We start from the raw sequence: 13,521 nt of genomic DNA on the forward strand, positions 1-13,521 counted from the left end.
AGGTGGCATCGTGGCCGCACAGGACGTCCGAGAACGCACCGGGCCCGCGGGCTTTCCGCCGGGACCGGCGCTGCCGCCGCTCGTGCAGAGCGCGTTGTTCCAGCGGGACCGGGCCCGCTTCCTCACCGCGATGACCCGCCGCTACGGTGACGTCTTCACGCTGCGGATCCCGCCGTTCGCCGACCACGTCGTGGTGTACTCGCGGCCGGAACACATCAAGGAGATCTTCGCGGGCGATCCGCGCGACTTGCACGCGGGCGAGGGCAACCAGATCCTCGGAACGATCATGGGTCCGCACTCGCTCTTGCTGACCGACGAGGCCGAGCACGCGCGGGCGCGCAGGTTGCTCATGCCCGCGTTCAACGGTGCGGCGCTGCGCGGCTACCGGGCGCTGATCACCGAGATCGCGGCCGCGGAGGCCGGCAGCTGGGCGGCCGGATCCACGGTGCGCATGCTGGACCGGATGAACGCGCTCACCCTCGAGGTGATCACCCGAGTGGTCTTCGGCGTCACCGACGAGCGGATCAGGGCCGAGCTGAACCCGCGCCTGAACCGGATCGTCCACCTGAACCCGCTGGTCTTCCTCGGGTTCAAAAGCGACCGATTGCGCCGGATCGGGCCATGGAAGAGCTTCGCCGAGAACCTCGCGGCGGTGGACGCCTTGCTCTACGCGGAAATCGCCGATCGGCGGCGGGCGGCCGATCTGGCCGGGCGTACCGACGTGCTCTCGCGCCTGCTCCAAGTCGACGACGGCGACGCGCCGCTCACCGACGCCGAACTCCGCGATCAGCTCATCACCTTGCTGCTGGCCGGGCACGAGACCACCGCGTCGGCGCTGTCCTGGGCACTCTACGAACTCGCCGCCGATCCCGGGATCCAGCGGCAGGCGGCGGAGGCGGCGCGCACCGGCGACGAGCGATATCTGGACGCGGTGCTCAAGGAGGCCATGCGGCTGCGCACCATCATCTCCGGCACCAATCGAAAACTGACCAGAGACATGACGATCGGCGGGCAGCGGCTTCCGGCCGGCACCGTGGTCGCCACCTCGATAGTCCTCGCACACCGGCGTACCGAGGCCTACCCCGACGTCGCCGTCTTCCGCCCGGCCCGTTTCCTCGACGGCGAAGTGGCGCCGAACACCTGGCTACCGTTCGGCGGCGGCGTGCGGCGGTGCATCGGCGCGGGGTTCTCACTGCTCGAAGGCACCACGGTGCTGCGGGAAATCCTCGTCCGCCACAACCTTTCGCTCCCCGCGGGAAGCGCGCCGGAGCGCGGCAAGATCCGCAACATCACCACCGTGCCGCGCGGCAGGGCGCGGGTGGTGGTCGACCGGCAGCCAACCAGTATGTGAACAATGATTCTTTGCCAGTGCAGCTCTTGTACTGGATCTATATTCGTGTAAGTTGGTCTCTGTTCGACAGACCGAACCACGGCACGGCGCGCACGGTGCCCCGCGCTTCGGCCGAGTCCGGTCGTCGACCTCCGGACGCGCCGGCGCGCGCATCCCGCCTTGTCGCGCGCCGGCGCACACCGGAGAACAGGTACAGCTCCCGGGGGCCGCTCATCCCCGGGAGCCGTATCCCGTGACACGGCGGGCCCGGCCATACGGCCAGGTCGTTACGATGTTCGTCATGAGTGTCGACAATCGCCGTACGGCGCGGAAGGCGAGCACCGGCGACTCGGCACCCCGCGAGATCCGGCGCAGGCCGAAGAACCGCCGTGCCCAGATCGCCGCGGCGTCGGCCGCCGCGTTCGGCGCGCTCGGCTACCACGGCGTGAGCATGGACGACATCGCCTCCGGGCTCGGCATCAGCTCGGCGGCGTTGTATCGCCACTATCCGAGCAAGTACGCGCTGTTCCGGGAGGAACTGCTGCGCGTCGGCCAGGCGATGACCGAATCGGTCGAGTTGCCCGAGGCGGCGGCCGAGTGGACTGCCGAGCAGCGGTTGCGGCACGTGCTCGACGCGCTCATCGCGGTCACCATCGACAACCGCCCCACCGTCACGCTGGTGCGCTGGGAGGTCAGGTACCTCGAGCCCGACGACCAGGTCACGCTCAACGAACAGCAGGCAACGGTGCTCGGCGCGCTGGGCGGCCAGCTGGCCGCGCTGCGCCCGGAACTCTCCGACGAAGACGTGCGCGTGCTGCGCGCCGCGCTGCTCAGCACGATCACCAGCATCGCCGACCACCATGCCGCCCTCCCGGCGAAAGCCCTTGCGCGCCTGCTGCATTCGGCATGCTGGGCGGTGGCGCACGCGAAGCTGCCCGCGACGGGCGCGGTGGAGCCGGTCGCGGTGGTGGAGATTCCGAATTCGTTCAAACACGAACTGCTGCTGCGCAAAGCGGTCGAGTTGTTCCACGAGCGCGGCTATCCCAACGTCAGCGTGGAGGACATCGCCACCGCCGCAGGGCTTTCGGCGGCCTCGGCGGTGTACCGGTTCTACCGGGGCAAGAGCGACATCCTGGCCGCCGCGTTCCGCCGTGCCGCCGAACGGGTGTCCGGCGCCGTCGGCCCGGCCGTGGCAGCCGCCACCGATTCCGAGGACGCGCTCACCGCGCTGATCACGCAATACGTCGCGGGGTCGTTCGCCGAGCGCGCTCTGACCTTCGTGTATTACACCGAATTCCAGCACGTGCCCGCCGAAGAACGCACGGTGCTGCGCAATATCCAGCGGCTCAGCGTCGAGGAGTGGGCCCGGTTGCTGCGCGAGGTGCGTCCGGAACTGGCTCCGGCGGAGGCGCGCATCCTCGTGCACGCGGCCTTCGCGGTGGTCGTCGACCTGGGCCGCGCGTTCGGCGACGAACCACTGGCCGCCCAGGACCGGGTGCGCCTGCTGATGCAGCTGGTGCTGTTCGGACGGCCCGCGCGATAGCGCTATAAGTTAGCCGATATTCACATTCTTCTGGCCGCATAGTGCGACCTGGCAAGCTGATCACAGGATTTTTGTGATCTACCATTCATTTCTTCTCGGCACAGGGTAGCGTTGGCGTACCGAACGCTGTGGTGGGCTACCATCGCGGCATGGGTGCCCAGGATCGCCACGCGGCGGACAAGGCGGCCGGCGGGACACCGGCACGGGTGATCCGGCGCCGACCACGCGACCGCCGAGCCCAGATCGCGGCGGCGTCGGCCGAGGCGTTCGGGGCTCTGGGCTACCACGGCGTCAGCATGGACGACATCGCCTCGCGGCTCGACATCAGCTCCGCGGCGCTGTACCGCCACTATCCGAGCAAATACGCGCTGTTCCGCGAGGAAGTGCTCCGGTTGGGCACGGTCAGCGCGGAAGCGGTCCGGCTGCCCGATGCCACCGAGCTGCCCGCCGAGCAACGCCTTGCGCGGGTGCTCGACGCCCTGATCGAGGCCGCGATCGCCAACCGGCGCAGCGCCGCACTGCTGCGCTGGCAGCGGCGCTACCTGGAGGAACAGGACGCGGCGACGCTGGCCGATCAGCTCGCGGGCGTGAACGCGACGCTCACCTCCCTGCTCGCCGAGACCAGGCCCGCGCTGTCCAAGGCCGACCGCGCCGTGCTCGCCGCGGCGGAGCTGAGCGTGCTCAGCAGCATCGGCGATCACCACGTGTCGATCCCGGTACGGACACTCACCACACGACTGACCGCGGCCTGCCAGGCGCTTGCCGCGTGCGAGCTGCCGCCGCCCGGCAGCGCCGAAGCCGAGCGCTTCACCGCGACCGAGATCCCGCTGACCTTCAAACACGAGCTGCTGCTGATGCGCGCGGTCGAACTGTTCCACCAGCGCGGGTACCCGAACGTCAGCGTGGAGGACATCGCCACCGCAGCCGGACTGCCCGCCTCCTCGGCGGTGTACCGGTTCTACCGGGGCAAGGGCGACATCCTCACGGCGGCGTTCCGCCGCGCGGCGGAACGGGTATCGGCCGCCATCGGCCCTGCCGTCTCCGCGGCCGAGACGCCCGAACAAGCGCTCGACACGCTGATCGAGTTGTATGTGGCGGGCTCGTTCGCCGAGCGCGAGCTCACCTTCGTCTACTACGCCGAGATCAGCAACGTGCCGCCGGATGAGCGCACCGTCCTGCGCAATATCCAGCGCCTCAACGTGGAGGAATGGGCCAAACTACTGGCCGATGTGCGGCCCGAGCTGTCCGCCGCCGAGGCGCGGCTACTGGTCCACGCCGCCTTCGCCCTGGTAGTCGACCTGGGCGAACGCTTCGGCTCCACCGACCCGGCCTGCTCCCCCCGGCGCGTCATCCGCCTGATGCAAGTGATCCTCTTCGGCCGCCCAGCGCACTAGCGCGACGCTCCACGGCGACGTCCACCGATCCACGGACGGAGGCGGTGACGCACCGGCTGAGCCCATCACAGCGCGTCCACCGCGAGTGGCACATGGATGCGGCGAATCGCGAGTGCGGCCCGCGACGGTGTGTCACTCCACCGACGTCGACCAGCCCGGCGCACGGGAGGCCGGACGTACCCGCCGGGAGGCGGTCCGGGTGGGGTCGCGGCGTTCAGGTGCCGGTCGCTCGGGGTGCTCGGTCATCGCGTCCGAAGTACGGTGGGACTCGTGCCGGCTACCTGGGCGTTGCCGGTAGGCCGGACTTCGGGCGCAGGCCCTCGGCCGGCTCGAGGATGCGGGCGGTTTACGCCGCCGGCGAACAGCGCGGCGGGAATCGAGCCGCCGACAGCGCTGTTGGGGCAGGAAGAGCGCGCGGCCCGACCGGCGCGGCGTTCGTAGAGCATCGATGTAGTTTTCCGACTTCGGAAGGACGAATCCATGAGCACAGATCTCGACGCGCAACCCGCCGCGGCCTCCGGAACCTTCGCCATCGGCGGCGATCTACCGGTGCATCGGCTGGGGTACGGCGCGATGCAGCTGACCGGCCCCGGCGTATGGGGTGATCCCAAGGACCCCGACGAGGCGGTGCGGGTGCTGCGCCGCGCGGTGGAACTCGGCGTGAATTTCATCGATACCGCCGACTCCTACGGCCCGTTCGTCAGCGAGAAACTGATCCGCAAGGCCCTGCACCCGTATCCGGAGGGCCTGGTGATCGCCACCAAGGCCGGTCTCACCCGGCAGGGTCCCAACGAGTGGCGTCCGGTCGCGCGACCCGAATACCTGCGTCAGCAAGCCGAACTCAGCCTGCGCCATCTCGGCGTCGACCGGATCGACCTCTACCAGCTGCACCGCATCGACCCGCAGGTGCCGCTGGCCGATCAGCTCGGTGAACTCGTGGCGCTCCAGCAGGAGGGCAAGATCCGGCACATCGGCCTCTCCCAGGTGACCGTCGAACAGCTGCGGCAGGCGCGCGAACTCGCCACCATCGTCTCGGTGCAGAACCTGTACAACCTCGCCAACCGCGCCGACGAGGATGTGCTGAACTACGCCGAGCGGGAGAACATCGGCTTCATCCCGTGGTTCCCCATCGCCACGGGCGAACTCGCCGCCCCAGGCGGTCCGCTGGCGGCCATCTCCGCCGGGCACGGCGCGACCCCCGCCCAGCTCGCCCTGGCCTGGCTGCTACGCCGCTCCCCCGTCGTGCTGCCGATCCCGGGCACCTCCAGCGTCGCGCACGTCGAAGAGAACATCGCCGCCGCGCGAATCGAATTGACCGACAAGGAATTCGAGGCACTGTCGGCCGCCACCGGGTCGGCCGGGAAATAGTCGGCACGGCCGTCGGAGGGGCACCCGCTGTGTGCGGGCGCCTCCGAACGCGACCACTTGGTGGTTCGCGTGTGGTTTCAGGAATCGAAGCCGGTGTTCAACCCGAGCTCGGCGGTCGCATCCAGCTCGGCGGCGACTCGAGCCAGCTTGCCCCGGATGCCTTGGACGGCATCCGGGCCAAGTGCCAGGCGCAGCGGTGCGCCGGGCCGGCCGACGGTGGCCAAGACCGCGGCGGCGGCTTTGTCGGGGTCGCCTTCCTGCTGCTGATCGGACTCGGGCAACCCGTCGCGGACCACGCCGGCGGTGGCGGCGTAGTCGGGGATCGCGGCGCTGACGGCCAGCGCGGCGGGTTTGGCGAAACCGGTGCGGAACGCGCCGGGCTCGACGATGAGCACCTGAATGCCCAGCGGCTCGACCTCCTGGGCAAGGGCTTCGCTGGCCAGTTCCAGCGCGCCCTTGGCGGCGCTGTAGATGCCGACGCCCGCGAAGGACATGAACCCGCCCATGCTCGTCACCTGCACGATCGCGCCCGATCGGCGTTCCCGCATCTGGGGCAGCACCAAGCGGGTCAGTCGCAGCGGGGCGTGGAACATGACATCCATGGCGGCGCGCTCATCGGCCTCATCGGTTTCCTCGATCGCGCCGACGACGCCGTAACCGGCGTTGTTGACCAGCACGTCCACGCGCCCGGCCTCCTTCACCGCGCGCTCGGCGGCCGCCGGATCCCGCACGTCCAGCGGCACGACCCGCACCCGGTCCGGCTGTGCGGCAGCGAGCTCGGCCATCGTCTCGGGTCGGCGCACAGCCGCGACCACCTCGTCGCCGGCCGCGAGCACGGCGCGGGTGAACGCCGCACCGAAGCCGCTGTTGGCACCGGTGATCAACCAGCGCCGCACCGTGTTCTCCGTAGTCATGATGCTCCTTCTCACTTTGCCGCCCGTTGAGCGCGGTCGATTCAAAATATCGATGCCGCCGCCGGATTCGGTCGGCGGACTACAGCCGCACGCCGCGTTCTCCCTGAAACGCCTGCGGCCAGAGCTTCGCCGGATTCACAGCCGGCCTTTGTGTGTGGCGAGAGGCGGCCCGAGAACCGCACAGGATCAGGCGGCCGGATCGAGGCGGCGCCGCCTCATCGGGGAAACCGTCGCGGGGCCGGGTCGCCGGTCCAGCCACCATTGCGCGATCAGCAGCGACAAGGTCCAGCCCAGCCAGGTGCCGATGCCGGCGATGGTCTGGATGAGCAGCGTCTCGTCCCCATGGAAGGTGGTGTCCAGCAGCGGGTTCAGCATCAGGAACAAGATCGCCCCCAGCACGCGGTTGAGCATGATCGACAGAGTCAGCGCGAAACTGCGGATCATCCACCGCCGGTGGTCGCCGAACCGGCGCTCACGGGCCGCCCGCAGACCGGCGAGCGTCGTGACCAGCCACAGCAGCGACAGCATCACATTGCTCACCCGAGCGACCGGACCGAACGGGCTGGTCGCGCCGATCACCAACCCGGCGAGCCCGGCCGGAAGCACGCCCGCGAAAACATAGGCGCGGCCGAGGATCCGATGCAGCCGCGGATGCCGCGCGCGAAACCACGGCCAGACCTGGAAGCCGCAGCTCAGAATGGCCGCCGACGCACAGATCACGTGCACCACCAGCAGGGGATAGTGCAGGGCGAGACCCGGGTCGGGCACTCGCGACAGGGAACGATCGAAAGTCAGGTAGGGCGGAAGGGAGAACGCGACGAAAGCGAACACCAGTACCAGCAGCGGCCCCGTCCACGGGCGTCGCCACCAGGACGTGGGGGCGGGACGAGGCGATTGCCGGGTCGGAACACTCATGAGGGACCATCCGGGAGTAACCGAGAAGCATGACTGCGTATACGATACGCAGATGCGTATGCCATACGCAATGCCCATGAGGAGTGACTTGTGAGCGATGAGCTACCCGCGGTCGCGCGGTTGTTGTGGTCGGGACAGCGGGGATCCGGGCGCGGGCCGCGCCCCGCGCTGACGCTCGACGGCATCGTCGCCGAAGCGATCGCGCTGGCCGACGCGGACGGCATCGGAGCACTGTCGATGCAGCGGGTCGCCAAGCAACTCGGTGCCGCGACCATGTCGCTCTACCGGCACGTGCCCAGCAAAGACGACCTGATCTCGCTCATGCTCGACGCGGCGATGGCAACGCCCCCGGAGCTGCCGTCCGGTGACTGGCGGCGGGCGATCGAACAATGGACCCGCGCGATGCGGCAGCTGTATCTGCGCCACCCCTGGGTGCTTGCCGTCGGCACGGGCAACCGCTACCTGGGACCGAACGAAGCCTTGTGGGGGGAAGTCGCCACGCGCGCATTGCTCGACGGAGGCCTGCCGCCGAGTCTGGTGACCGAGACCTTGCTGTCGATGAGCGCGTTCACCGCGGGAGTGACCCGCCTCGAGATCGACCCGACCAAGGGGCGTGGCGCTCCCGGCCACGCGGGGCCGGTCCTGGATCCGGCGGTGATGACCGAGTTCGGTGGCGCCGAACGCTTTCCGGCCCTCATCGCCGTCGCCGCCGAGGGCGCACCGGAGCGGGAAGGTGCGCACGCCGCTGCGGCAGCGGTATTCGAGTTCGGGCTGACCGCCCTCATCGATGGCGTCGCCAACCGCATGCGCGGATGATGCTCGGCGCCGAGCGATGGCGGCATGTCACGCCCGCGCGGCGATGCGCACGTCATCGCTCCCGCCAGGGGCACGCACTCAGCGACCGCCGATGAAAAACCGTGCGGGAACGAACAGTTCGTGTCCGGATTCGAAGCGGACGGAAACCCCGTCGGCCCGCCATTGCGCCTCCAGTATCACTAGATCCGGCGTGCCCGTGATTCGTACTTCGACCGCATGCCCGTAGCTCATATCCGGTTGCCGGCTCACCCATACCTCGTCGGGAGACCGCCGCCGTAGCAGCGCGCTTTCGCGACGGACCACGCCGACGTGATATGTGGCCCCGTCGTATTCGACGGTCTCCGGCTGGGTATGGACCTTACGTACCTCGGTATGACCGAAGGTGGTATCCACGAAGACCGCCCCGAGCAGGACCAGAACGACGATCCCCCCGAGCAGCCATCGCACCGTACGTGACTGTGGCACAGGACCAACCTTAGGCGCGCGGCCGGTGGTTGAGGGTTCTGGGACGAGGAACCCTCGAAGTCGCACCGTCTCCCCGATTCGGAACGCCCGAGGCGGCGCCCGGCGCTCCGGATACGTGGTCGCCCAGTGCGGACAGTGCCGATTCCGGCAGCGAAATGTGCAACGCGATCAATATCGACGCTGGACGATCCACAGCAAGAAGCAGCGCGATCACCGCGGACCGCGAGGACCTATCGATGCCGAACTGGGCCTGGCGGACTCGATGGCCGGAAAGCGAATGTGGGTGAGGCGCTCGGAGACCCGCCAGATGCGCTCGGCGTCGTCCTCGCTGCGAAGGCGGGAGTAGACGGCCTGCTCGGCGGGCGGGCCGGACAGGTGCCCGAGACCGCTCGGACCGTACATGCGGCCGCCGCGCGCTTCGGGTGCGGTGGCGGCCAGCAGGGCAGGTAGCAGCGCGGTCTCGACCGTCCCGAAAACGATGCCGCGGCGAGAGAGAGCACGGATGGCACGCACGGCGGCGGTGTCATGCGCCCGGCCGACCTCGGGGCGCGCGGCCAGGAGGCTGGTGGGAGCCACACCGGGATGGGCGAGGTTGCTGGTGATCTCCCAGCCTCCGGCCGCACTGCGCCGATCCAGTTCGAGCCCGAACAAGCCGAACGCGATTTTGGACTGACTGTAGGCGCGGCGGCCGTGGTAGGACCGTTCCCAGTTCAGATCGTCCCAGTTGATGGCGTTCTCGTTCGCGGCGATACTGATCTGCGAGGTCACGCGCGCCCGTCCCGCGCGCAGCAGGGGCAGTAGGTGGGCGACGAGAGCGAAATGCCCGAGGTGGTTGCTGCCGAATTGCAGCTCGAAGCCGTCGGTGGTGGTCTTCCGGTCCGGTGGAGTCATCACGCCCGCGTTGTTCACCAGGATGTGGATCGGTCGGCCCTCCTCGCGCAGCGTGGTTCCCAGCGCGGCGACCGAGTCCAACGACGACAGGTCGAGGTCCCGCAGGGACACCACGGCTTCCGGGTGCCGCTGCCTGATCTTCGCGATCGCCGCCTCGCCCTTGCGAGAGTTGCGGACGGGCATGACGACCTCGGCACCGGCGGCGGCGAGGCGAGCCGCCAGGCCCAGGCCGACCCCGTCGCTGGCTCCGGTGACGACGGCGAGCTTCCCGGACAGGTCGGGAACGGTGACGTCCGGTCGGGTGCGTGCCATGTGCTGCTCCTGGTTCCCTGGAAAGTGGATGTGCTCTCAGGCTGCGGCCGATCAACCGGGATATCCACGGCCTCTCGATCCCAGGCTCGCTCAGGCAGCCATCCGGCAACGAAGGCAGACTGAACAGCAGCGGACCGAAAGGGAGGAAGCAGCCGTGATCGATCGAGCGGGGCTCGCCGAGTTCCTGCGCCGCCGGCGGGAGTCACTGCAACCCGAAGACGTCGGTCTCCCCCGCGGGCGACGGCGCAGGACCGCCGGTCTGCGGCGGGAGGAAGTCGCCACGCTCTGCCACATCTCCACCGACTACTACAGCCGGCTCGAGCGGGAACGCGGACCGCACCCGTCCGAGCAGATGATCGCCTCGATCGCGCAGGGTCTGCATCTGTCCCTGGAAGAACGCGATCACCTGTTCCGCCTCGCCGGGCACAATCCGCCCGCGAGAGGTGCGACCAGCGAACACATCAGTCCCGGACTGCTGCGCATCTTCGACCGGCTCGGCGACACCCCCGCCGAGATCGTCACCGAACTCGGCGAGACACTCCGGCAGACCCCGCTCGGCGTCGCGCTCACCGGCGACACCACCCGATACACCGGTCCGTCCCGCAGCATCGGCTACCGGTGGTTCACCGACCCGGCCACCCGGGCGATGTACCACCCGGACGACCACGCGCTGCACTCCCGCGTCTTCGCCGCCGGACTACGCAAGATGGTCACACTCCGCGGACCGGGCTCACGGGCCGCTCACCTCATGGACCTGCTGCTCGACCGCAGCGAGGAATTCCGCGCCGTCTGGAACGAGCACGAAATCGGCGTCCACTACAACGGCGTCAAACGCTACACACACCCCGAGGTCGGCTCCTTGGAGCTGACCTGCCAGACACTGGTCGACCCGGAGCAGTCGCATCTCCTGCTCGTCTACACCGCCGCCCCCGGCAGTGAGAGCTACGAGAAACTGAGGCTTCTCTCCGTCATCGGCCCTCGGACCCCTCCCGGTGCATGACCCGGCGGCGGGCACGCGGCGACTCGCGTCGGCGGGCACCGGGGCGTCCTCGTAGCCCCGCGGTACGGGGATACGAGGACGCCGGCGCTGCCGGGGCTCCCTCGCCGTAGTCCCGGGCAGCGGTGAATCTCGTTGGCGGGCGGATCACGCCGGACGGCAACGAGTTCGGCACGCCGACGCTCGGTCAGCGCGAGTATCCGTCGGCCCGGTTGTCCGGGACGACGCGGCCGGAGGCGACCAGGGCGCGGAAGGCCGCTCGCTTGCGCGGGCAGACGTCGGCGCGGCACGGCCGGTGGCCCTGCATCACCCGGTGCGCCTGTTCGACGGTGAACGGCTCATCGGGCGGCCGGTGCGCGTCCTCGGCGCCGCCGCGCGGCAGGCAGGAGCCGACGCCGAGGATCGCGGCCACCAGCAAGGTGCACGCGCCGAGCATGCTCAGCAGCGGATTCACGACCGCTCACTGGCCCGCGGCCTGCCGGGAACAGAATGCCGACGCGGATAGGTACTGCCTGCACTGCGCGCCGTGCCCGGCGTGGACAGCACACAGGAAACGCGCGCGGTCATAGGTCAGACCGAGCGGCTCCTGCGTGCAGTCGCGGCTCTGGATCAACCACAGCTCGCGGACATCCGAGTGCAACACGTCCATCGTCAACCTCCATCAGCGCAGTGCACCCGGCATCGAGAAGGCGCCGCCGGAGCCGCGCTCGACACGGATGGATCGGGCCGTGTCGGGACCGTGCGCCGGGCTCCGGGCAACGGGCGCCCTCGACAGGGTTTGGGCGGACCCCCGATGCCGGGTGCGATTCAACAGTGCGCGTTGCGATTCGGTAGATAACAGACCCGAATGCGGTAATTGCGAGTACTTTCCGTTTGTAGCGGCCTGGAGCGAGGAAGAGAGACCTATGGTGGAGGTCGACTGGACGGGCGAAGCTGTACATGCGCTTCGCACGGCGATGAAGCGAAGCCGTTACGAATTCGCGCGTCTGGTGGGCGTCACACCGCGCACCGTGGTCCTGTGGGAGAACGGCCGAACAACCCGGATGCACGCCGCTAGCCAGCGTCTCCTGGACAGGGTCCTGTCGGGCGTCGATTCCGTCGTCGCCGAACGATTCGAACGCGCGATCACCACGCGCCAGGAGACGGCCCCCGACTACGAAAGCGCCGATTCGGCGCCCGAAAGGCACACCAAGCTCGGTAGGGAAATCGGGCTCGACAAGGAAGTCGAGGAAGACGACGTGAGAAGGCGAGAACTGCTGGCCTGCATCGGCGCGGGCCTGGCAGGCCAGGCGGCGGACCTGGTGGCGAGTGAACCCGAACGGATGCTGGCAACCCTCGACGCGGGGTCCATCAGCGAACGGCGGCTGGCGTTCCTGGAGCAGTCGGCCGAGGTCCTGGGCACGCGGGTGGTGCAGGTCCCGCCGCACGAGCTGTTGCAGACGGGGCTGGAGCAATTCCGTTTGGTGCGTGGCTGTCTCGGCGAACGGCAGCCGACCCATCATCAGGTCCGGTTGGTGCGCACGGCGGGGCGGCTGGCGAACGTGGTCGGCGAGATCCTGTTCAACGAGGGGCACTTCGGTCAGGCCCGCATGTGGTACGCCACCGCCATCCACGCCGCGCAGGACATCGGCGACCGCTATTCGGAGGACATCGCCCTGGCCGGGCTCGCGTATTTGCCGACGTATAGCGATAAACCGAAGGAAGTTTTGCAGTTACTCGACGGGCGCTTGCAAGAAAATCCGTCCTACGGCCCGGCCGCCGCGTGGTTGTGGGGAATGGCGGCGCGTGCGCACGCCAGTCTCGGCCACGCCGATGAATTCGCACGGTGTATAACCCGATCGGCATCGGCGTTGGAGGACGTCGGCACAGAAGACCTTTCGGTCGGTATCTTCTCTTTCCGCCCGGAGAAACTCGCTTTTTATCAGGCGATCGGATATTCCCGCCTCGGCCGCGCCGAGGAGACCGCCGTGGCGGCCGCGCGCGCGATGGCGCTGTACGACCCGTCGGAGACCATGGAACCGGCCTTGGTGCGCTTCGAGCACGCCACGGCGCTGCTGGCCTCGGGCGAAGTCGAGGAGGCGTGCGCGGTGGCGACCGGCGCCATCACCAACGCGCACACCTACGTCGGGCTCACGGTCACCAAGCGCGCCAAACAGTTCGACTCGGCGCTCGGCGGCCTGCGCACCAAAGCCGTCGCGGAATGGCGGCAGCACGCGCACGCGGTGATCGACGCGGCGCACGTCGAGGTCTGAGCCGGCGGACGAGGCGGGGCGCACCGGTCGGCAGGGGGGATGTGGACCGGCGCGCCCCGCGCATTCAGGTGGTCACTTCCCCTCGGTGGACATGGCCTCGATGAGCGACTTGGGACGCATGTCCACCCAGTGCGTCTCGACGTACTCCAGGCAGGCCTTGCGGTTGGCGGCGCCGTAGGCGATGGACCAGCCGCCGGGGACGGCGGCGAAGACCGGCCAGAGCGAGTGTTCGCCCTCCTGGTTGATCAGGACGTAGAACTTGGCGTTGTCGTCGTCGAACGGGTTGGTCATTTCGGATTTCCTTCCTGAGTCGGTTCGTGGGGG

Annotated in this window: 14 protein-coding genes; 7 read left to right on the forward strand and 7 right to left on the reverse strand. The window is 69.0% G+C overall.

From position 1 onward, the window contains the following. The first annotated feature begins 10 nt into the window (after positions 1 to 10). From ACH49X_RS26080 to ACH49X_RS26095, 4 genes are all read left to right on the forward strand, one after another. Positions 11 to 1,351, forward strand: a complete 1,341-nt coding sequence (locus ACH49X_RS26080) for a cytochrome P450 (protein ID WP_323124140.1) — start codon at positions 11 to 13, stop codon at positions 1,349 to 1,351. Between the two features lie 280 nt (positions 1,352 to 1,631). Beyond that, positions 1,632 to 2,873 carry a TetR/AcrR family transcriptional regulator gene (locus tag ACH49X_RS26085; RefSeq protein WP_195078296.1) on the forward strand — a complete coding sequence of 414 codons (1,242 nt, stop codon included), beginning with the start codon at positions 1,632 to 1,634 and terminating at the stop codon, positions 2,871 to 2,873. A 149-nt stretch (positions 2,874 to 3,022) separates the two neighbouring features. Beyond that, positions 3,023 to 4,267, forward strand: a complete 1,245-nt coding sequence (locus tag ACH49X_RS26090) for a helix-turn-helix domain-containing protein (RefSeq protein ID WP_357206503.1) — start codon at positions 3,023 to 3,025, stop codon at positions 4,265 to 4,267. 480 nt (positions 4,268 to 4,747) lie between these two features. Further along, positions 4,748 to 5,635: an aldo/keto reductase gene (locus ACH49X_RS26095; RefSeq protein ID WP_195078294.1), complete on the forward strand. Its 888-nt coding sequence runs from the start codon at positions 4,748 to 4,750 to the stop codon at positions 5,633 to 5,635. A 77-nt stretch (positions 5,636 to 5,712) separates the two neighbouring features. Here ACH49X_RS26095 and ACH49X_RS26100 read toward each other — a convergent pair whose 3' ends face one another. Next, positions 5,713 to 6,549, reverse strand: coding sequence for an SDR family NAD(P)-dependent oxidoreductase (locus ACH49X_RS26100; protein ID WP_195078293.1), 837 nt, complete (start codon positions 6,547 to 6,549; stop codon positions 5,713 to 5,715). 186 nt (positions 6,550 to 6,735) lie between these two features. Continuing rightward, complete coding sequence (locus ACH49X_RS26105; protein ID WP_357206504.1) at positions 6,736 to 7,464, reverse strand: DUF2306 domain-containing protein; 729 nt, start codon at positions 7,462 to 7,464, stop codon at positions 6,736 to 6,738. Between the two features lie 90 nt (positions 7,465 to 7,554). On the opposite strand from ACH49X_RS26105, the gene ACH49X_RS26110 reads away from it, so the two are divergent. Next, positions 7,555 to 8,280, forward strand: a complete 726-nt coding sequence (locus tag ACH49X_RS26110; RefSeq protein ID WP_357206506.1) for a TetR/AcrR family transcriptional regulator — start codon at positions 7,555 to 7,557, stop codon at positions 8,278 to 8,280. 78 nt (positions 8,281 to 8,358) lie between these two features. Here the strand turns inward: ACH49X_RS26110 and ACH49X_RS26115 are convergent, their stop codons facing one another. Together ACH49X_RS26115 and ACH49X_RS26120 are read right to left on the reverse strand one after the other, a co-directional pair. Then, entirely contained in the window at positions 8,359 to 8,727 is a 369-nt protein-coding gene (locus ACH49X_RS26115; RefSeq protein ID WP_195078290.1) for a hypothetical protein, read from the reverse strand. Between the two features lie 228 nt (positions 8,728 to 8,955). Then, on the reverse strand, positions 8,956 to 9,948 hold the full coding sequence (locus ACH49X_RS26120) for an SDR family oxidoreductase (RefSeq protein WP_357104027.1): 993 nt from the start codon (positions 9,946 to 9,948) through the stop codon (positions 8,956 to 8,958). Positions 9,949 to 10,102: 154 nt separating this feature from the next. Between ACH49X_RS26120 and ACH49X_RS26125 the strand changes: the two genes are divergently transcribed. Continuing rightward, entirely contained in the window at positions 10,103 to 10,948 is an 846-nt protein-coding gene (locus ACH49X_RS26125) for a helix-turn-helix transcriptional regulator (protein ID WP_195078288.1), read from the forward strand. 184 nt (positions 10,949 to 11,132) lie between these two features. On the opposite strand, the gene ACH49X_RS26130 is transcribed toward ACH49X_RS26125, so the two are convergent. Both ACH49X_RS26130 and ACH49X_RS26135 read right to left on the reverse strand, forming a co-directional pair. Then, positions 11,133 to 11,399, reverse strand: a complete 267-nt coding sequence (locus tag ACH49X_RS26130) for a hypothetical protein (protein ID WP_323124139.1) — start codon at positions 11,397 to 11,399, stop codon at positions 11,133 to 11,135. Positions 11,400 to 11,405: 6 nt separating this feature from the next. Then, on the reverse strand, positions 11,406 to 11,594 hold the full coding sequence (locus ACH49X_RS26135) for a hypothetical protein (protein ID WP_195078438.1): 189 nt from the start codon (positions 11,592 to 11,594) through the stop codon (positions 11,406 to 11,408). A 151-nt stretch (positions 11,595 to 11,745) separates the two neighbouring features. Between ACH49X_RS26135 and ACH49X_RS26140 the strand changes: the two genes are divergently transcribed. Next, positions 11,746 to 13,197: a DNA-binding transcriptional regulator gene (locus tag ACH49X_RS26140; RefSeq protein ID WP_195078287.1), complete on the forward strand. Its 1,452-nt coding sequence runs from the start codon at positions 11,746 to 11,748 to the stop codon at positions 13,195 to 13,197. A 72-nt stretch (positions 13,198 to 13,269) separates the two neighbouring features. Here the strand turns inward: ACH49X_RS26140 and ACH49X_RS26145 are convergent, their stop codons facing one another. Continuing rightward, the gene (locus tag ACH49X_RS26145; RefSeq protein ID WP_195078286.1) at positions 13,270 to 13,488 is read right to left on the reverse strand and encodes an MbtH family protein; all 219 of its coding nucleotides are present in this window, start codon (positions 13,486 to 13,488) and stop codon (positions 13,270 to 13,272) included. Between the last annotated feature and the right edge of the window lie 33 nt (positions 13,489 to 13,521).

Origin of the sequence: Nocardia sp. NPDC019323 (assembly GCF_044389845.1) — a bacterium.
GTDB classification, from domain to species: Bacteria; Actinomycetota; Actinomycetes; order Mycobacteriales; family Mycobacteriaceae; genus Nocardia; species Nocardia implantans.